The following is an 18,061-nucleotide window of genomic DNA, read 5'->3' as shown; positions in this document are numbered from 1 at the left end:
CCGCATTGTGCCCGGCTTGGGGGGTAGCGGGCTAGACCTTGCGGATGGGCGTGCGGGCAAGCTGCTCGAGTGCGCGCGCCTCGTCTGCGCGCAGCACGCGCCCGGGCAGTGGGAGGAGTCCCGGCACCCGCGCACGGTAGCGTGCATAGGCTTCGCCGTGAAACGCCAGCAGCTTGCGCTCCTCCAGTAGCGAGCCCAGCCACAGGTAGAGCGTGATGCAAAGGCTGCTCACCAGGCGGGCTTCGTCCATGTCGCGCGTCCACAGGATCACCAGTCCGAGGCCATACCATGGATGGCGCACGTAGCGGTGCAGGGGCGACAGGCGCAAGCCGCCGGGATCCTCGGCTGCGCCGTGATGCGCCGCCCATTGCGCGCTGCCGAGGAAGGTCGCCATGTCGTAGTAGCGTGTCGACCAGATGAAGCCCCCGATCGCAGCCAGTGCCGCGCCGTTCGCCAGCCAGGCCCAGCCGCCCTCCCATGCCCACAGCAGCGGCCCGTGCCACGCAAAGGTCAGCCACAGTGGTGGCACCAGCAGCAGCGCGCCGAGTGCATTGAACATCATCCGGTACGCGGGTGCCAGCTGCGGCCAGCGCGCCGCCACGCGCCGCTTGAGCCACAGGCTCGCGAGCAGCGAATGCAGGACGGCGTAGCCGAGCCAGGCCAGGACGAGTGCGGCGATCTGGAGGGGGGTGAGGGTCATGGGGGGAGTACACCATGAATCGCGGCGAAGGTCGCGCGGCGCATTGAGGTATACATCGACCATAGATACGCGAGCGCCTGACCCCAGAACGAATCCGCCGCTTCACCTGCGCCGATGGCACCGCGCAATCCTTCCTGTGGGACCCCGAAGCGCGCCGCCCCTGCGCTGCGCGTGGTCGCTTGATTGGATTCATTGAGTTGTGAAACGCTACGCTATACAATAGGCCATGATAAAGAGCTTTGAGCACAAAGGGCTGCAGGCCTTTTTCGAGACTGGCAGCAAGGCAGGCATCCAGCCGCATCACGCGCCGAAGCTAGCCCGATTGCTGGCACGACTGCACGCCGCCAAAGTGCCCGAGGACATGAACGTGCCGGGATGGCGTCTGCATCCGCTTGTCGGAAGTCTGGTAGGCCACTACTCGGTTTTCGTGAATGGAAACTGGCGTTTGACGTTCCGCTTTGACGGCGGAGACGCGGTTCTGGTCGATTACCAGGACTATCACTGAGGGCAAGACCATGACGACGATGTTCAACCCGCCGCACCCTGGCGAAACGCTGCGCGAGGATGTACTACCGGCCCTTGGCCTGACCGTGACCGACGCCGCCGCGCAACTTGGAGTGACCCGCGCCGCCCTGTCTCGCGTGCTCAATGGGCGCGCTGCAATCTCGCCCGAAATGGCCTTGCGCATTGAAGGCTGGCTTGGTGTGGCCAACGGTGGCAGTGCAGACGCCTGGATTGCGCAGCAGGCCGCCTATGACCTGTGTAAGGCCCGCGCAGCCGGCATGCCCGCGGTGCAGCGTGCGCCCGAGATGCGCCCGAGATGATGAGCGCCTGCACAGGCTTGTTGAAGTACGTCGCAAACTTGCCGAGTTGGAAGCAATCGCCTTCGCTGTCACCTTCTCAACGAAAGCGCTGACCTAGAGCGCGCCCCGTGCGCTGGCCGCGTGGCTACACCGCCCGGATTTGGCTACATGGTGGCTACATGGCCCCGGAAAGCAAAAAGGCCAGTCCGCGAGAACTGGCCCAAGTGCTTGTATTCGTTGGTGGGGGCACTAGGACTCGAACCTAGGACCAATTGATTAAGAGTCACATTATGCGTGCATTCGCATTACTGCGATTCATCGTCGCATAGGTCGCAAAGCGCTGAAAAATATAGGATTACAGGCGTCAGTTGGTTGATTGATGTTGAGCGACGTTGCTAGAATCCGCTTACATAGCGCTTACATGGATTCCCGTGTAAGCGCTCATGACGGAGAGCTAGACCATGCCCCGCATCAAACTGACCGCTGGCCGCATCCGGGAATTCACCTGCCCGACCGACAAGGCCCAAACCTTCCTTTGGGACACCGAAGCGCCCGGCCTCGCCGTGCGTGCGACTGCTGGAGCGAAGGCGTACATCTTCCAAGGCAAGCTGAACGGTAAGGACTTGCGCGTGACCATTGGCGACGTGCGCGCCTGGAACCTTGATGACGCCCGCACCGAAGCCCGCCGCCTGCAAACCCTGATTGACCAGGGAGCCGACCCGCGCGAGCAGAAGCGCGACCGCATCGCCGCAGCGGAGGCCAAGCGAGCCGCAGCAGAGGCCGCCAAGGCCGAAGCCGACCGACAGGCCCGCTACACCCTGCGCGCCCTGTGCGATGCCTACCTGAGCGCCCTGGAGCGTGCCGGCAAGGGCAAGAGCGCCGCCGGAGCGCGGAGCCTGTTCAAGTGCCATATCGACCAGGAGGCCGCGAACAAGCCCGCCCGCGCCGTGACCGCGCACGAGGTAGCCGCGCTGGTGCGCCGGGTGAGGGAAGCCGGCAAGGAGCGCGCCGCCGGAGTCCTGCGCAGCTACCTGAGCGCCGCATTCAATGCCGCCAAGCGTGCGCCCTTCGATTCCGCCCTTCCTGCCGACCTGATTGCCTTCGGCATCGAACACAACCCCGTCGACGCCATCCCGGCGATTGCCGTGCAACGAGGCGACCGTACCCTGAGCGCCGCCGAACTGCGCGCGTACATCGGGCACCTGCTGCGCATCGGGAACGAGACCGGCCCCGAGCTTTCCGACACGGCTTTGCTGCTGGCGCTGTACGCGGGTGGGCAACGCATGGCGCAACTGCTGCGCGCCAAGGTGGGAGACTTCGACCAGGACACCGCAACGCTTCGCCTGTGGGATGGCAAGGGCAAGCGCACGCAACCGCGCGAGCACCTGTTACCGCTGGCACCGCACGCCGCCGCGATGGTGGCCGCGCTGGTGGAGCGTGCCAAGGCCCGAGAGACCGAGCGCGCCAAGCAGGAAGGCCGCGCGCCCGAGCTGGCCGGCCTGTGGCTTTTCTCGACGCATGGCCGCGTGGCAATGAACCCCGAGACCGTGAGCAACCGCGCCGCCGAAGTGTGCGCCGGCATCGGTGGCGAGCCCTTCAATGTGCGCGACATTCGCCGCACCGTGGAAACCATGCTTGCCGCCCTGGGCATCAGCAAGGACACCCGCGCACAACTGCTATCCCACGGCATCAGCGGAGTGCAGGCCGCGCACTACGACCGGCATGCATACACCGACGAGAAGCGCGCGGCGCTGGTGGCCTGGGAGGCAAGGCTAGAGGCCATCGCGCAAGCCGAGAGACAACCCGCGAACGTGCGACACCTGCGCGCCGCCTGACCGAGCATGCCGCGCCTAGGACGGCCATCCGAAAAGGGGGACACCTTCGCCCCCTGGCGCGGCACCCAAACGAAGGCGCGCAACGAAGGAGCGCAAATGGAACCCAAGCACGGCACTGTGCGGCTCGACGCCGCCGCCGAGTGGTTGTCGAAAACCACCGGCAGGACATTCACCGCTGACGACCTAATCGACGCGCACGACAGGCTGCCAGTCTATGCAGTGATACCTGAGTCGAAGTGCAACCCGGAGCACTCTGAGCCAGTCCTGCGTGAATTTCGTGAAAAGGCCATCGAGGTCGAGCGGCTAACCAAGTCACACCCGAGGTCGCTTGGCGGGCTGGCCGCCGCCGATGCTGGCGTGCCGCGCGGACTATTCACCCCCGAAGCTATTGCAGAGGTTGCCGTCCGGCGTATGCGCCCCGACATTGCGCTTCTCCACAAGTGGGAGCAAGCAGCCAAAAAGCAAAGCGTCTATCTGCTGTCGGATGAGGACGTGAGCATACTGGCTGCCAACGGAGAGGTGCGATTAGGCCGGGCTGTGTCTATTTTCAATCGCTGGATAGGCAGGCCCATTCAGTTCGGTAACCCCGTCGACGTCACGCCCGACATGCTGGCCGTGCGCAGAAGCCAACTGGTCAAGTTTGCCGAGATTGTCGCAGCGGAGCAGCCCGAGGCCCGGCCTGCTGCCCAAGAGCAAGCAGCGCCAGCAAAGCCCAAGCGCGAAACCCAAGCCGGCCGCATCGCGCTGTATGTGAGCGAGTGCGAGCGCCGCGCCGCCGAGCTTGGCGAAACCTTCGACCGCGCGCGAATGCCGGGCACCAAGGCGGATTTCCTCGACCTGTTACACGCTCTCGACGCAGGATTGCGGACCATCAAGAGCGTCGGCAGTCTCGACCGCTACCTAAACGGCTATCAGTGGGAAGGAGGCCGACAACCGAGCGCCGCACCCCTTTACGCCCGCCTGTTTCCAGAGGCACGCATCCGCGTACCTGGGGCAGTTTCGCAGCAACGCGGAAAATCGTAACCCGCTGATTTTTATCGCTTCATCCTGGGGCACCCTAGGGCAGTTTACGACCTGCCCCCGTTATGCGGTGGAATTGAGCTGTATTCAATGGTGACCGTCACCACTCGACGGAGTACCCCGAATGCAAGCCCAAACCATCCCGACCGCACGGCGCAATGACGCGCCGCTCGCCTGCCGCAGCTACTCGACCGAGCAGGCCGCCGCCGCCCTTCACATCAAGCCGCAAACCCTGCGCGCCGCAGTTTGCCGCGCCGGGCACTACGCCGGCGTCCGGCCGCACAAACTTCCTTCCCGCTTCCTGGCGTGGCCTGCCGAGGCTATCGACCGCCTGACCGCTGGCGAGGTGGCAGCATGAACGCGCCCGCCATCCTCTACCGGCACTGCGAGGGCCGAGGCACCATTGTTGCCGACCCCGCAAACCTTCGCCTGATTGTGTCCGATGCGGAGCAAGAGCGCCCCGTATTCGTGACCATCGGCCCGCGTGGCATGCGCAGCCTTGCCGCCGAACTGCTGAAGGTGGCCGAGTCCATCGAAGGGGGCGCGAAATGACAAACGCCCTCGACCGCAAAGCAATCGAGAGCGCCCTAGATCAGCGCCATGATACCGCGTCCGACCTTTCCCCGGACGCCTTGCCCGCCGCAGCGCCCGCTATCTGGCCGACCGCTGGCACCCGCAAAGCCGACGCCCTCGACAAGCGCAAGCAAGGCGGATTCATCGCCCCCGAGCTGGCCGGCTGGCTGGCGCTTCTGGCTGTGGCCGCAACCCTCGCCGGCTGGAGGTGAGGCCGCGCTATGCAAGTGCTATTCACCCCCGACCTGCCGAGCGCCTTTGAGCGTGCCGGCATGGCATATCCCGAGCGCGAACCAGAGCCCGGCCGCCTGTGCCGATTCCCGACGAACGGCCGCAAGGACGATGCCGCCGGCTGGCTTCGCATCTTTCCCGACCAGGACGGCGCAGCCTTTGGCAATTGGCGCGACGGAAGCGCCTTCACATGGCAGCGCCAGAAGGACGGCCCGCCGCCCAATCCTGGCGAGCTTGCCGCCATTCGTGCGCGTGCCGAGGAAGCCCGCAAGCAGGCCGAAGCCGAACGCGAACAGGGTTATCAGGAAGCCGCAAGGAAGGCCGCTGCAACGTGGCAGGCGGCCGAACCTGCAACGGCGCACGCCTACCTAGAGCGCAAGGGCATCGCCGCTCACATCGCCCGTGAGCGTGGCGGATGGCTGGTGATTCCCGTGTTCGACCAGGACGGCGGGATTCAATCGGTGCAGAGCGTGAGCCCGACCGGGGAGAAGCGATTCATGCCCGGCGGAAAGATGGCCGGCGGCCGATGCTGGATTGGCGAGCCGACCGACGCCGGCCCGCTGGTGCTGGCTGAAGGCTACGCGACCGCCGCGAGCATTCACGAGGCGACCGGCTGGCCTGTGTGCGTGACCTTCACCGCCGGAAACCTTCGCCCTGTGGCCTGCGACGTGCGCGAGCAATTCCCGCGCGCCAAGCTGGTGATTGCTGGCGACGACGACCGCGCGACCGAGGGCAATCCCGGCCGCACGAAAGCCCTTGAGGCCGCCAAGGTGGTGCAGGGCATCGCCGTTTTCCCGAGCTTCGACAGCCCCGAGGGCACGGACTGGAACGATTACGCCGCCGCGCATGGACTGGAGGCAGTACGCCGGGCAATTGCCGACGCAGTAGAGCCGCCGCCGACCCTGTGGCCTGCCGACTCGGGGAGCATTGCCGACTACCTCGACACCCCGCCGCCGGCCCTGCATTGGTTCGCGCATGAGCGCCTGCTAGCCAACCGCGCGCACCTGCTGACCGGCATGGGAGGCACGAGCAAAACGACCGCGCTTTATCACCTGGGCATCGCCGCCGTGATTGGCCGCCTCCCGTGGGGGTGGCAAATCGAACGGACGGGAGCCGCCCTGCTGCTGCTGGCCGAAGATGACGCCGCTAACGTGCATCGCGTGATTGCCAACCATGCGCGCCATGCCGACCTGAGCCCGCACGAGCGCCGATTGATTGCCGAGCGCCTGAAGGTTTTCCCGATGGCCGGGCAAGCCTGCCGCCTGCTGGCCGCCGGCCCGAATGGCACCCTTCACGAGACCAAGGAAGCCGCCGGCCTGTTCGCCCTTGCAAAGCGAATCCCGGAGCTTCGATTCATCGCCCTTGACCCCGCTCTGGCCCTGACCGAAGGCGACGAAATGAGCCCGGCGCATCAAAGGCGACTCGGGGAGCTTGCCGACCGGCTGGCACTGGAGGCCGGCGCATGCGTGGTGCTGGCGAGCCATGCCGCCAAGGCGACGAACCAAGCCGACGAACTCGGGAGCCATACGAGCCGAGGTTCTGGCGCGATTACGGACGCGGTAAGGGGTGAGCTTGCATTGCGCACGATGACCGCCGCAGAGGCCCGGAAATACGGCATCAGCGACACCGCCGAGCGCAAGGCGCATGTGCAACTGACCCTGACCAAATCCAACGCTGCGCCGCCGGATGCGTTTGTGCCGGTATGGCTGAAGCGTGGAGCGGGTGGCCTGTTGAGCTTGGCGGAACTTGCCGAGAGCGAGGCCGGCACCATCGGCACCCGAGAGCGCAAAGCCCTCGACCTGCTGCGCGAGCTTTCGACTACCGAGGCACCGCAGCTAAAGGACTGGCGCGAGGCATGCGACGCCGCCGGCCTGCTGACCGGCAAGAGCCCGGACGCCAAGGAAAAAGCCATGCAAAGAATCCTGCGCGCCCTGACGGCCGCCGGGGAAGTAGAGCAAGGCATGCGCCCGGGGGGTTTATGCGCCAGTGGCGGGGGGTGAGGAATGACCCCGTTTCACCCTGGCGAACGGACAAACGCCCACACACGGGAGGACACGGACAACCCCTTAAAGGGGGTTGTCCTGTCCGTCCGCTCGCGTGGTGTCCGAAATGTCCGCTCGTTGTCTGCTTTTTGTCCGCTCGTTGTCCGCTTGATGCAGGAGGCCCGCCGATGAGCCGAGCCGACACCCTGGAGCGCGCGACCTGCGAGGAGTGCGGGGACACCTTCACCCGCACCCCTGGCGAAAGCTGGAAGCGCCTTTGCTTGCCGTGCTGGAAGGCGAGCCCGGCCGCAAGGAAGTCCGCACCCGACCGACTGGCGCAACTGACCGCAGAGCTTGCCGAGGCCCGCGCCGAACGTGACCGCCTGCGCCTTCGTGTGCTGGCGCTGGAACTCGACGCACAACGCGCCAAGCCCGAGGGCATCCCGCCCGACATGCTGCGCCGACTGGTGCGCCTGTGTCATCCAGACCGGCACGGCAGCAGCAAGGCCGCCAATGAGGCGACCGCGTGGCTTCTGGAGCAGCGGGAGGTCAGCCGGTGACCAGGAAGCGACCAGAGCAGACCTGCCTCTTTGGCGACCCGCAGCAGCGCGCACCGAGACAGCACGACCGACCAGAGGCCGCTGCGCTGTACGAAGTCTTACGGGCGCTGCGCAACCACCCGGCTGTGGCTTGGGCCGAGCGTCAGAACTCCGGCGCTTTCCGAACACCCGAGGGCCAGTTTGTGCGATTCGGCTGGAAGGGATGCAGCGATGTAATCGGGCAGCTACGGGACGGTCGCCTTCTGGCGGTCGAGTGCAAAGCGCCGAAAGGCCGCCTCAGTCCCGAGCAGCAGCAGTTCCTCGATACGGTGAATCAGGCCGGTGGGTGCGCCTTCGTTGCTCGCAACTGCGCCGACGTGCATCAAAAGTTGTCGGCAAACGCTAGCGCACCCCTACTCAGCCTGAAAGCAGAGAATTTTCTGAACGATTCAGAGAGGATTCAAAGTGAGTGAGAGAAAACGACCGCCCCCGCCCCATGCTTTTCAGAGAGGGGTGAGCGGGAATCCCGCAGGCAAGCCCAAGGGTACGCGCAACAAAATCGAGCGCCCAATCGTCGCGCTGATGGGCCAGCACGCGGAGGCTGTGGCGCAGCGCGTCATTGATGAAGCCCTGCAAGGCGACTTGCAAGCCTGTCGCTTGGTGCTGGAGCGCGTGAGTCCTGCACCGAAGGACCGGCCTATCAACTTGCCCGACCTGCCGAGCACTCACAACGTCGCGGGCGTGTCCGAAGCGCAGCAGCGCATCCTTGAGGCTGTGGCCGATGGCGGGATTACGCCCGGCGAAGGCGGCACACTCAGCAGCATCCTTGAAAGCCGTCGGAAGGCGCTGGAAACCCACGAGCTTGAGCAGCGCATCCTTGCATTGGAGAACCGCAAATGAGCCGCCTGAACGCCCGTATTCAAGCCCTGGAGGGCATCGCCCGTCCTGTCGATGTGGCGGAGCGTGCAGCCGCTCATGTGCTGGCTGTGCTGCGTGCGACGGATGAGTACCTGCCGACACCGGCACTGCCTGATGGCATCACCGAGGCCGAGGTTCGCAATGCGTTTGTTGATGTGCTACGCCACCTGGAGACACGGACATGCGCCGCCTGACCGACCGTATCGAGCGCCTGGAAGCGCGGCAGCCCGAGCAGGAGCATGTGTTCCTGTGGCAGGCCGAGGACGGCACCCTGTCTGCCGAGATACCCCCCGACAGGCCGGTGACCATCATCGGGTGGGCCGACGAAACCGAGGTGCCAGCATGAGCCGACTTGAGAGCCGCGTCCAAAAACTTGAAGGGGGCCGAGAGCAGGGCAGCCATTGGGACTTGCCGAGCGTCGTTTGCTTCTACATGGACGGCAACCTGACCGGGATGCAGCGCGAGGGCCGGCCGTATGACGGACCGCTTGAAGGGCATCGCGTGACGAACATCCACTTCGTTTCGCCGCCCGAGCGAGAGCCGGACCCGTACTGACAGCCGATTGTTGTGGAGATAGAAACAATGGACGACGAAATAAAGCCCGACGACCTGATTCTGCAACTAATCGCTTTTGGCGCAGAGAACACCAATCCAATCATCGCCACCCTGCCCAATGACGTAAGGCTGGACATTGCCAAGACGCTGCTTGACTCCATGCCCCCCACCCCCGACACCAACCGTTAGGACAACCACATCATGCAACTTGGTCATTACATCAACCCTGCCCAACTCGCCGCCGAACGCGAGGCCGAAGATGCGATGAAAGCCGCCGAACAGGCCGCACTTGAGGCCGCGATGGACGCTATCCCCGACAACGCCTTCGATGACCACCCCGAGGTTATCGACCTGCGCAACAAGCTGGCGACCGCCACCGCTGAACTGAAGGCAGCCAAGGCCGCACGCGCCAAAATCGACAAGAACCCGACGCCCGCCCGCATCGAGGAACTGAGGGCCGAGATTGCCCGCCGCGAGCCTGCGCTGCGTGTGGCTGAAGCCGCTGCGGTCGCAAAGGGTGACACCGCCATGCCCGAGGTGCTGAAAGTGCGCGCCGAGCTGCGCACCTTGGCGGATGAACTGGCCTCCCTCGAATCCGGGTGGGCTAGCTTCCTTGCTGGCATCGAACTCGATACATCCGACGCCAACCTTACCGAACTCGCCCGCGTGCGCGATATGTTCGAGGTCCGCACCGATGAAACCATCCTTCGCCTCAAGCGCGAGCGTGTCGATGGCACCGAGGCCCGCTCGCTTGAGCGACTTCGAATCGCAGAGGAAGGTGCAGCCCGCCGCCGTGAGGCTGCCGAGGCAATGGAGCAAGAGCGCATGAAGCACGTCGGTCCGCGCGCTCAACAGTTCAAGGTGCGTAAAGCTGCCACCCTGGCGCAGAACCGGGTGCTGCCGGCTTCCTGACTCACATCGTCAAGGGTGGCATTGCTGGCGCTGCCCTTGGCGTCCCCACCTGTCGCACATCGACCACTTGCTGCGGATGATGCGACCCGTGACCGCCTTGGGGAGCGCGACAGGAACGAACGGATTCGTAATCGGCACCGCATCGGCCAGCCGGTATTCGCGCTTCTCCTCTTTGCTGCGTGCGGACCCTTTGTAAGTCACAACCCGTTCAACAGCGAGGCCGCGCTCCACCAGCCGACGAAAGGCGAAGGCTAAGGGCCGATACCCTGAACCAACCCTGTCCGCAGCAGCAACCGCGCTAACCCACTCCGAGCCCGTCACCGACAACACCAACAGGGCTGCAACGTCGGCGTACCGCTGCCGGACTTTCGGGATTGATGTGCTCTGCATGGCGGTCCCCACGTTTGATGACGAAGGGAATCGTAGGCAGCCATAAGGCGCAGGGGTGCGCTACAAAACCGCCAGATTCGAGCGCGGACCGATGCGCTGCGCTCCTTGCCCGAGACTCACCGGAGGTTGCAGGTTACGCACCGATTCGCCCGGAGTCTGGCTGGCGTTGGCGGTGAAACGTGCGCATAGCTGGCCGCGCGGAGTGTGGGGCCGTGGTCTAGCCTGAGCAGAAAATCCCGCTTTGAGGGGGGCGAGGCTACGACTTGCACCAGCGAGGCAGGCCGCTTACACGGTGGCCTGACTTCCTTCTGGCGCTTACAAAAGGCTTACATGGAAGCGAAGAACAAAAAGGCCAACCCCGGAGGATTGGCCTAAGTACTTGAATTTGTTGGTGGGGGCACTAGGACTCGAACCTAGGACCAATTGATTAAGAGTCAACTGCTCTACCAACTGAGCTATACCCCCGTGCCTTGCGGCGGACCGGATTGGTGCCCGGTCGAAGAGCGCGGATCTTACTCCGACGGGCGCGGTGGCGCAATAGGTCTTGCACAAACCGGTCTCGTTGACCTGTACAGGCTCGGGACGGTGAAGCCGGCGCTGGCGGGTTTCAGCCGAGAATGCGCCCGGCACGGCGGCGGCTGCCGACGCCGGCCAGCCCACCCAGTCCTTGGCTGCCGTGGGCGTGGCAGATGGCGCAGGCGAGCGCGTCGGCGGCATCGGCGCCGGGGCTGCCGTCCAGCGCCAGCAGGCGCTGCACCATGTCTTGCACCTGTTCCTTGTGCGCCTTGCCGTAGCCCACCACCGATTGCTTGACTTGCAGTGCGGTGTACTCGGCCACCGGCAGGTCACATGACACCGCGCCGCAGATCACCGCGCCGCGGGCCTGGCCCAGCAACAGGGTGGACTGCGGGTTCACGTTCACGAAGACCTTCTCCACCGCAACCACGTCCGGGCGGTAGGTTTCAATGACCTCGCGCACACCGTCGAGCAGGGTCTTCAGGCGCCCGGGGAGTTCGCCGTCCTGCGTCTTGATGCAGCCGCTGGCGACGTAGCGCAGGCGGCTGCCGAGCTGATCCACCAGTCCGAAGCCGGTGATGCGCAGCCCGGGATCGAGGCCGAGGATGCGGGTGGCGACGGTCTGGCTGGCCGCGCTCAAGTCAGATCTGCACCGCAGTGCCGCTGACGCACACCATGAGCATCCCGTTGTCCTGGCCGAGGACCTCGTAGTCGACGTCGACGCCGATCACCGCGTTGGCGCCGAGCTTGGCGGCGGCCTCCTGCATCTCTTCCATGGCGATGTTGCGCGCGTCGGCCAGGGTGCGCTCGTAAGCGCCGGCGCGGCCGCCCACCACGTTGCGGATCGACGCGAACAGGTCCTTGAACAGGTTGGCGCCGATGATGGCTTCGCCATTGACGACGCCGAGGTACTGGCGGATCGGGCGACCGTCGAGGTTCGAGGTGGTGGTCATCAGCATGGCATGCTCCTGCGCGGTGGGGTGGAGGCCCGATTCTAGCCTTTGCGCGCCAGCCATACACCGCCCACGGCAACCCCCATGCCGGCGATCGCCAGCGCGGACAGGCGCTCGTCGAACATTGACCACGCGATCAGTGCGGTTGCGGGCGGGGTCAGGTAGAACAGGCTGGCCACATTCACCGCACTGCCGCTGCGGATCAGCAGCCCGAGCAGACTCACTGCGCCCACAGACAGCACCACCACCAACCAGCCGAGGGCGAAAATGAAGTCGCCCGTCCATTCGATGTGCATGGTCTCGGTGTTCAGGGCGATGATCGCGGATACCGCAAGCGTAGGCAGGAACTGCACGACCGAGCCGGTGCGCAGATCGAAGCGCGGGCAGAAGCGCTTCTGGTACAGCGTGCCGGCGGTGATGCCGAACAGCGCCGCGACCGCTGGCATCACCATGTGCCAGAGCGTTTCGGGCGCGAGGCTGTCGACGCTTGCCTTGCTGCCCACGACCAGGGCGACGCCGCCGAAGCCGAGCGCGAGACCCATCCATTGTCGCCGGGATACGCGCTCGCCGAGCAGCAAACCGGCCAGCGCGCCGGTGAGCAGCGGCTGCATCCCCACCACCAGTGCCGAGATGCCCGCAGGCAGGCCGCGGTCGATGGAGATGAACACGCCGCTCAGATAGATGCCGTGCAGCAGCAGCCCGGTGACGGCGATGTGCGTGGCTTCGCGCGCGTTTGCCGGCCAGGGTGCGCGCATCGCGAGCGCGACCAGCGTCATCAAGGCGATCACCAGCGCATAGCGCGTCACCAGGAAGGTGAGCGGTTCCGCGTAGGGCAGGCCGTATTTTGCGCCGATGAAGCCGGTGCTCCACAGCAGCACGAAGAACAGGGGGAGCAGGCGGGAGAGGGCGGACATGGCGCGGGTCGGATGGATGCTGCTTGTACGGGTTGCGTTGGGAGGATCGTGCTGGGAGGGTTTCGCTGGGGGGGGGCGGCCCGGATCGAGGGGCGGCTCGTTGGCGCGGGCTCGGCGCCGCCCTCGCGGGCAGGCCCCCCAGCCAGAGAGGCCGCTTGAACGGGACCCGATGCACCCTGCGCCCCGCACAAAAGAAAAAGCGGCGCCGCGCGCCGCTTCGAGTCTTGCGGGGCCGGTCGTCTTACTCGGAGAATTCCGCCGAAGTGTAGACCTCCTGCACGTCGTCCAGGCTCTCGAGCGCGTCAAGCAGCTTCTGCATGCGGACGGCCTCGTCGCCAGCGAGTTCGATCACGTTCTCGGGTTTCATCGTGACTTCGCCGAACTCGGCGGTGAAGCCGGCCCCCTCCAGCGCTTCCTTCACCGCGGTGAATTCCCACGGCCCGGTGATGACCTCAATGGAGCCATCGTCGTTGGGGACGACATCCTCTGCGCCGGCTTCGAGCGCGGCTTCCATCAGCGCGTCCTCGCTGGTGCCGGGGGCGAACAGCAGCTGACCACAGTGCTTGAACTGGAAGGCCACGCAGCCGTCGGTGCCCATATTGCCGCCGTACTTGGAGAAAGCGTGGCGCACGTCGGCGACCGTGCGGGTGCGGTTGTCGGTGAGGCAGTCGACCATCACCGCCGAGCCGCCGATGCCGTAGCCCTCGTAGCGGATCTCCTCGTAGCTTACGCCCTCGAGTTCGCCGGTGCCCTTCTTGATCGCGTTGTCGATCTTGTCCTTGGGCATGTTCACGCCCTTGGCCTTGTCCACCGCCAGGCGCAGGCGCGGGTTGAAGCCCGGGTCACCTCCGCCCATCTTGGCGGCGACGGTGATCTCCTTCGCCAGCTTGGAAAACGCCGCGCCGCGCTTTTCGTCTTGACGACCCTTGCGGTGCTGGATGTTGGCCCACTTGGAATGACCCGCCATATGACCCTCGATACTGCCGTAATCGGTTGAAAGTGGCGCAGTATACAACCCGACGAAGGTCGGCTGCATCCGCGCGATGCGTTGCGTGTGGCCGACCGCGGCGCGCAACGAACGAGGTGAGGAGGGGAGGCTGTGCGCAAGTTGATCTGGATCCTGGGGTGCATGGCTGCGCTCGTGACGGGCGGCGCGTGTGCGGCCGATGGCGTCGAGCCTGTCTATGGCGGCTGTGTGGATGCGCGTGGCGCGCCGGTGCCGGCGCTGCGCGACGAGCAGTTGCCGGCCGTGGTGACGACCGGGGTGGAAGGGGGGCTTGCGGTGATCCGCTACAACCCTGGCATGCTTCCGCGCCTGTTGCCGCTCACCCGGGCCTTCCTGTTCGCACAGGCCTGCGCGCGCATCCACCTCGGCTACCCGGCACATGGGGATCTCGATGCCGACCGTGCGCGGCGCGCAGATTGCGCCGCGGTCGATAGCCTGCGCCGCGCGGGGTTCCTCGATGCGCAAGGGCTGGGCGCGCTGGCGGCCGACCTGCGTCTTGCGGACGACGAGTGGGCCCGGGTACCCGGGCCGCGCCGTGACTTTGCCCTCGCCGCCTGCGCTGCTGGATCGGGGCGTGGGGTCTATGGCACGCCCGCGGCGGGCCAGGCCGGCTGGAATGTCTGCGTCCGGGCGTGTGCCGCGCCGCTTTATCGCTGTCAGGCGCGCTGCGCGGCTGGTCAGTGTGCCGACTGCGAGTCGGCGTACGCCGCCTGCATCGCGGGCTGCGGGGTGCCCTGATACACTCGGGCGCACGCTGACAACTCCGAGGTGATGCGATGACCGATGCGCTGCTGATTGCCAAGACCGCAGACAAGGAGATCTACCTGCTGCCGCGTCTGGCCAACCGTCACGGCCTGATCACCGGCGCCACCGGTACCGGCAAGACGGTGACGCTGCAGAAGCTGGCAGAGTCCTTCGCCAGCATTGGCGTGCCGGTGTTCGTGGCCGACATCAAGGGCGATCTCTCCGGTATCGGTGCCGCCGGCACCGCCTCGCCCAAGCTGCTGCAGCGGCTCGAGGCGATCGGCATCACCAATTACACGCCGCGCGCCAACAACGTCGTGTTCTGGGACGTCTACGGTGAGCAGGGCCACCCGGTGCGCGCCACGATCTCCGACATGGGGCCGCTGCTGATCGCGCGTCTGCTCAATCTCAACGACACACAGACTGGCGTGCTCACGCTGGTGTTCAGGGTCGCCGACGACAACGGCATGCTGCTGCTCGACCTCAAGGATCTGCGTGCGATGGTGCAGTACGTGGGCGAGAACGCGAAGAGCTTCACCACCGAGTACGGCAACATCTCCACCGCCTCGATCGGTGCCATCCAGCGCAATCTTTTGGCACTGGAAGAGCAGGGCGGGGATGTATTCTTCGGCGAGCCGATGCTCGACATCGCCGACCTGATGCAGACCGGCGCCGACGGCCGCGGTGTGATCAATGTGCTGGCGGCGGACAAGCTCTACCACTCGCCCAAGCTCTACTCCACCTTCCTGCTGTGGATGCTGTCCGAGCTCTTCGAGCAGTTGCCCGAGGTGGGCGACCCCGACAAGCCGAAGATGGTGTTCTTCTTCGACGAGGCCCACCTGTTGTTCGACGACGCACCCAAGGCGCTGGTCGAGAAGATCGAGCACGTCGTGCGCCTGATCCGCTCGAAAGGCGTGGGCGTGTATTTCGTCACCCAGAATCCGCTGGATGTGCCCGATGGGGTGCTCGGCCAGCTCGGCAACCGCGTGCAGCACGCGCTGCGTGCCTTCACTCCGCGCGACCAGAAGGCGGTGAAGACCGCCGCCGACACCATGCGCCCGAACCCCGCCTTCGACGCGGCGGAGGCGATCACCGAACTGGGCGTGGGCGAGGCGCTGGTCTCCTTCCTCGATGAAAAGGGCCGTCCGCAGGTCACCGAGCGCTGCTTCGTGATCGCGCCCGATTCGCGCCTCGGCCCGATCGACGCAGCCGAACGCAAGACGGCAATCGCCGGCTCAGTGCTCTACGGGCATTACGAGAAGGCGGTCGATCGCGAATCCGCCTACGAGATGCTCAAGGCCAGCGCGGCCACAAAGGCTGCGGTCGAAGCCGGTCGTGAAGCGGCGAAGGAGGTCGGTGGCGAGGACACCGGCGGTATGGTCAGCGAGATCCTGTTCGGCTCCACCGGCCCGCGCGGCGGCAAGCGCGACGGTCTGGTACAGATCGCCGCCAAAACGGTCACGCGCACCATCGGCAGCAACCTTGGGCGGCAGATCGTGCGGGGTATCCTGGGCTCTTTGCTCGGTGGCAGCAGCCGCCGTTGAGGCGTCCAGGGCCGCCCGTGCTCAGGAGAAGCAGCGCAGACGGCCCTGGATGGTGATGCAGCTGCGGTTGCGGCCGGATTCCTTGGCGCCGTAGAGTGCCTTGTCGGCCGCGTTGACGAGCGCGTCGGGGTCGGTCATCGAGTCTTCACGGCTGGCCACGCCGACACTGACCGAAAGCGCCAGCCTGCGTTCGCCGACCTGCACCTTCAGGCCCTCCACCAGCTTGCGCAGACGCTCGGCAGCGCTTACCGCCGAGCGCAGGTCGGCGTTGTGGCAGATCACGAGGAACTCCTCTCCGCCCAGACGGCAGACCACATCGTCCTTGCGCGCGGCCGCCTGCAGGGCTGCCGCAACCTCGCGCAGTACCAGGTCGCCCGCAGCATGGCCGAAACCGTCGTTGATGCGCTTGAAGTGGTCGACGTCGATGAGCAGTGCCGACAGCGGCTGCCCCGAGCGGCTCGCTGCGGCCCATGCCTTGGACAGGCTCTCCAGCCCTGAGCGCCGGTTGGGCAACTCGGTGAGCAGATCGGTCATCGCCGCATGCATGAGCTTGCGATTGGAGATCGCGAGCTCGGCGGCGAATTCGCGCAGCTGCGCGCGGTCGCGCTCCCAGGCCTCGAGCAGCTGCACGTAGTGCGCTGCCGCGCGTAGCCGTCCGCGCAGCATGCGCAGGTCGACCGGCTTGCCGAGGTAGTCGTCCACCCCCGCCTCGAAGGCTTCTGCTACGTCCTCGCGCCCATCGAGGCCGGTGAGCATGAGGATGTACATCTTCTTTCCCCACTCGGCCGCACGCAGGGCACGGCAGAGATCGAGGCCGCTCATCCCCGGCATCACCCAGTCGGTGATCACGATCTGGGGGGAGAACTGCAGGGCAGCCACAAGCGCGTCTTCGCCGCTCGAGGCGGTGACCACCTGATGGCCGAGGGTCTCCCCAAGCGCGGCCGCAAGCATGGCGCGGGCGGTGGGGTCGTCATCGACCAGCAGCACGCGCAGTCCGGACTGTTCCGGACCTTGTGAATTGCCGGGCGATGGCGCGGCCGCCATGTCGGCGAATCCCGGCAGGGCGCGGGCGGGCACGTTGAGCAGCTCGCCCCAGGTCTGCCAGTTGCGCACGACCTCGTCGATCTGCGTGGCCAGCTGTTCTGCGTCAAGGCCGATTCTTCCGCCCAGCAGCAGCAGTTCGGGAACGAGCCGGTTGCGCTCGGCCTCGGCCGCTGTGGCGAGCCCGCCCACGCGCTGGGCAAGGTGGAACAGACGGGTGAGCTGGTACGGCCGCGAACCGGCAAGGAAGGGCGCGCTGTCCGGGCACTCGTGATGCAGAATGGGCTCGACCAGCGCGCCGGGGAGCCCCCAGTCGGTGAGCAGGGCTGCGGTGAGCTCGTTGTGGTCGGTGTGCAGCCGTTCGCGCTCGAGGGTGGCGAGGCGGCCGGGGGCGTCGGCCTGGCCGATCAGTTCGGCGTAGGGGCCGGGGTAGGCGGTGGCGAGCGCCAGCCTGCCGATCTGCGACAGCAGGCCGCAGGCGAAGAGTTCTTCGGCGACGCCGATGCCTGCCATGGCGCTGAAATGCTGCATGGCGAGCGCGCCCAGCAGAGACTGTGCCCAGAAGCCGTCGTAGTCGAAGCCGCGGCACGGGCCGGCATGATGTTGGTCAATGAGCGAGAAGCCGAGCGCGAGGTTGCGCACCGTGCCCGTGCCGAGCTTCATGATCGCGTCGGTGACCGACACCACAGGGCGCCGGCCATTGGCGGCGGTGTTGGCGTTGCGGATGAGGCGGCCGGCCAGTGCGGGGTCGGTCTGCGAGATGCGTGCGATCTCCGCAGTCGTGGTGTCGTCGCGGCGGCAGGCCTCCAGAATGGCGAGCGCAGCCCCTTTCGGGCTCGGCAACTCGCCTTCGAGCGGAATGTGTTCAAGCGTTTTTATCATTTT

25 protein-coding genes and 1 tRNA gene are annotated in these 18,061 nt (G+C 66.0%); 18 read left to right on the top strand and 8 right to left on the bottom strand.

Going from position 1 to position 18,061, the window contains the following annotated elements; translation table 11 throughout:
* Positions 1-31: 31 nt before the first annotated feature.
* Entirely contained in the window at positions 32-700 is a 669-nt protein-coding gene (locus tag ACUH78_RS05545; protein WP_445332957.1) for a methyltransferase family protein, read from the bottom strand.
* A 226-nt stretch (positions 701-926) separates the two neighbouring features.
* On the opposite strand from ACUH78_RS05545, the gene ACUH78_RS05540 reads away from it, so the two are divergent.
* From ACUH78_RS05540 to ACUH78_RS05465, 16 genes are all read left to right on the top strand, one after another.
* Complete coding sequence (locus tag ACUH78_RS05540) at positions 927-1,205, top strand: type II toxin-antitoxin system RelE/ParE family toxin (protein WP_445332956.1); 279 nt, start codon at positions 927-929, stop codon at positions 1,203-1,205.
* Between the two features lie 10 nt (positions 1,206-1,215).
* Positions 1,216-1,524, top strand: a complete 309-nt coding sequence (locus ACUH78_RS05535; RefSeq protein WP_445332955.1) for a HigA family addiction module antitoxin — start codon at positions 1,216-1,218, stop codon at positions 1,522-1,524.
* Positions 1,525-1,964: 440 nt separating this feature from the next.
* Positions 1,965-3,338 carry a tyrosine-type recombinase/integrase gene (locus tag ACUH78_RS05530; RefSeq protein WP_445332954.1) on the top strand — a complete coding sequence of 458 codons (1,374 nt, stop codon included), beginning with the start codon at positions 1,965-1,967 and terminating at the stop codon, positions 3,336-3,338.
* Between the two features lie 96 nt (positions 3,339-3,434).
* Complete coding sequence (locus ACUH78_RS05525) at positions 3,435-4,361, top strand: hypothetical protein (RefSeq protein ID WP_445332953.1); 927 nt, start codon at positions 3,435-3,437, stop codon at positions 4,359-4,361.
* 121 nt (positions 4,362-4,482) lie between these two features.
* On the top strand, positions 4,483-4,716 hold the full coding sequence (locus tag ACUH78_RS05520; protein WP_445332952.1) for a hypothetical protein: 234 nt from the start codon (positions 4,483-4,485) through the stop codon (positions 4,714-4,716).
* On the top strand, positions 4,713-4,910 hold the full coding sequence (locus tag ACUH78_RS05515) for a hypothetical protein (RefSeq protein WP_445332951.1): 198 nt from the start codon (positions 4,713-4,715) through the stop codon (positions 4,908-4,910). Before ACUH78_RS05520 ends, ACUH78_RS05515 begins: the two co-directional genes overlap by 4 nt.
* Positions 4,907-5,143 (top strand): hypothetical protein, encoded by a 237-nt coding sequence (locus ACUH78_RS05510; RefSeq protein ID WP_445332950.1) that lies wholly within the window; start codon positions 4,907-4,909, stop codon positions 5,141-5,143. Before ACUH78_RS05515 ends, ACUH78_RS05510 begins: the two co-directional genes overlap by 4 nt.
* Positions 5,144-5,152: 9 nt before the next feature.
* Positions 5,153-7,162 (top strand): AAA family ATPase, encoded by a 2,010-nt coding sequence (locus tag ACUH78_RS05505; protein ID WP_445332949.1) that lies wholly within the window; start codon positions 5,153-5,155, stop codon positions 7,160-7,162.
* A 170-nt stretch (positions 7,163-7,332) separates the two neighbouring features.
* Entirely contained in the window at positions 7,333-7,704 is a 372-nt protein-coding gene (locus tag ACUH78_RS05500) for a hypothetical protein (RefSeq protein WP_445332948.1), read from the top strand.
* On the top strand, positions 7,671-8,156 hold the full coding sequence (locus ACUH78_RS05495) for a VRR-NUC domain-containing protein (RefSeq protein ID WP_445332947.1): 486 nt from the start codon (positions 7,671-7,673) through the stop codon (positions 8,154-8,156). The genes ACUH78_RS05500 and ACUH78_RS05495 overlap by 34 nt, the downstream gene beginning before the upstream one ends.
* Positions 8,149-8,583 carry a DUF5681 domain-containing protein gene (locus tag ACUH78_RS05490; RefSeq protein ID WP_445332946.1) on the top strand — a complete coding sequence of 145 codons (435 nt, stop codon included), beginning with the start codon at positions 8,149-8,151 and terminating at the stop codon, positions 8,581-8,583. Before ACUH78_RS05495 ends, ACUH78_RS05490 begins: the two co-directional genes overlap by 8 nt.
* Positions 8,580-8,795: a hypothetical protein gene (locus ACUH78_RS05485; protein WP_445332945.1), complete on the top strand. Its 216-nt coding sequence runs from the start codon at positions 8,580-8,582 to the stop codon at positions 8,793-8,795. Before ACUH78_RS05490 ends, ACUH78_RS05485 begins: the two co-directional genes overlap by 4 nt.
* Positions 8,783-8,947 carry a hypothetical protein gene (locus ACUH78_RS05480; RefSeq protein ID WP_445332944.1) on the top strand — a complete coding sequence of 55 codons (165 nt, stop codon included), beginning with the start codon at positions 8,783-8,785 and terminating at the stop codon, positions 8,945-8,947. The genes ACUH78_RS05485 and ACUH78_RS05480 overlap by 13 nt, the downstream gene beginning before the upstream one ends.
* Entirely contained in the window at positions 8,944-9,156 is a 213-nt protein-coding gene (locus ACUH78_RS05475) for a hypothetical protein (protein ID WP_445332943.1), read from the top strand. Before ACUH78_RS05480 ends, ACUH78_RS05475 begins: the two co-directional genes overlap by 4 nt.
* Before the next feature lie 27 nt (positions 9,157-9,183).
* The gene (locus ACUH78_RS05470; RefSeq protein WP_445332942.1) at positions 9,184-9,345 is read left to right on the top strand and encodes a hypothetical protein; all 162 of its coding nucleotides are present in this window, start codon (positions 9,184-9,186) and stop codon (positions 9,343-9,345) included.
* Positions 9,346-9,357: 12 nt separating this feature from the next.
* Positions 9,358-10,068 (top strand): hypothetical protein, encoded by a 711-nt coding sequence (locus ACUH78_RS05465; protein ID WP_445332941.1) that lies wholly within the window; start codon positions 9,358-9,360, stop codon positions 10,066-10,068.
* Positions 10,069-10,077: 9 nt separating this feature from the next.
* Here the strand turns inward: ACUH78_RS05465 and ACUH78_RS05460 are convergent, their stop codons facing one another.
* The 6 genes from ACUH78_RS05460 to ACUH78_RS05435 all read right to left on the bottom strand — a co-directional run bounded on the left by ACUH78_RS05460 (position 10,078) and on the right by ACUH78_RS05435 (position 13,808).
* Positions 10,078-10,458: a hypothetical protein gene (locus ACUH78_RS05460; protein ID WP_445332940.1), complete on the bottom strand. Its 381-nt coding sequence runs from the start codon at positions 10,456-10,458 to the stop codon at positions 10,078-10,080.
* Positions 10,459-10,847: 389 nt separating this feature from the next.
* Positions 10,848-10,923: transfer RNA gene (locus tag ACUH78_RS05455), tRNA-Lys, on the bottom strand.
* A gap of 142 nt (positions 10,924-11,065) precedes the next feature.
* Positions 11,066-11,614, bottom strand: a complete 549-nt coding sequence (gene ruvC, locus ACUH78_RS05450; RefSeq protein ID WP_418364497.1) for a crossover junction endodeoxyribonuclease RuvC — start codon at positions 11,612-11,614, stop codon at positions 11,066-11,068.
* Between the two features lies 1 nt (position 11,615).
* On the bottom strand, positions 11,616-11,933 hold the full coding sequence (locus tag ACUH78_RS05445; protein WP_418364498.1) for a heavy metal-binding domain-containing protein: 318 nt from the start codon (positions 11,931-11,933) through the stop codon (positions 11,616-11,618).
* A 35-nt stretch (positions 11,934-11,968) separates the two neighbouring features.
* Positions 11,969-12,841: a DMT family transporter gene (locus ACUH78_RS05440; protein ID WP_445332939.1), complete on the bottom strand. Its 873-nt coding sequence runs from the start codon at positions 12,839-12,841 to the stop codon at positions 11,969-11,971.
* A gap of 241 nt (positions 12,842-13,082) precedes the next feature.
* The gene (locus tag ACUH78_RS05435) at positions 13,083-13,808 is read right to left on the bottom strand and encodes a YebC/PmpR family DNA-binding transcriptional regulator (RefSeq protein WP_418364500.1); all 726 of its coding nucleotides are present in this window, start codon (positions 13,806-13,808) and stop codon (positions 13,083-13,085) included.
* A 132-nt stretch (positions 13,809-13,940) separates the two neighbouring features.
* Here ACUH78_RS05435 and ACUH78_RS05430 point away from each other — a divergent pair, with 132 nt between their 5' ends.
* Positions 13,941-14,585, top strand: a complete 645-nt coding sequence (locus ACUH78_RS05430; RefSeq protein WP_445332938.1) for a hypothetical protein — start codon at positions 13,941-13,943, stop codon at positions 14,583-14,585.
* A gap of 38 nt (positions 14,586-14,623) precedes the next feature.
* The gene (locus ACUH78_RS05425) at positions 14,624-16,135 is read left to right on the top strand and encodes a helicase HerA-like C-terminal domain-containing protein (RefSeq protein ID WP_445332937.1); all 1,512 of its coding nucleotides are present in this window, start codon (positions 14,624-14,626) and stop codon (positions 16,133-16,135) included.
* Between the two features lie 21 nt (positions 16,136-16,156).
* On the opposite strand, the gene ACUH78_RS05420 is transcribed toward ACUH78_RS05425, so the two are convergent.
* Entirely contained in the window at positions 16,157-18,058 is a 1,902-nt protein-coding gene (locus ACUH78_RS05420) for a diguanylate cyclase (protein ID WP_435750992.1), read from the bottom strand.
* Positions 18,059-18,061 lie beyond the last annotated feature (3 nt).

Source organism: Thauera sp. ZXT1-4 (assembly GCF_052598215.2).
This window is presented reverse-complemented; position numbering and strand designations above follow the sequence as displayed.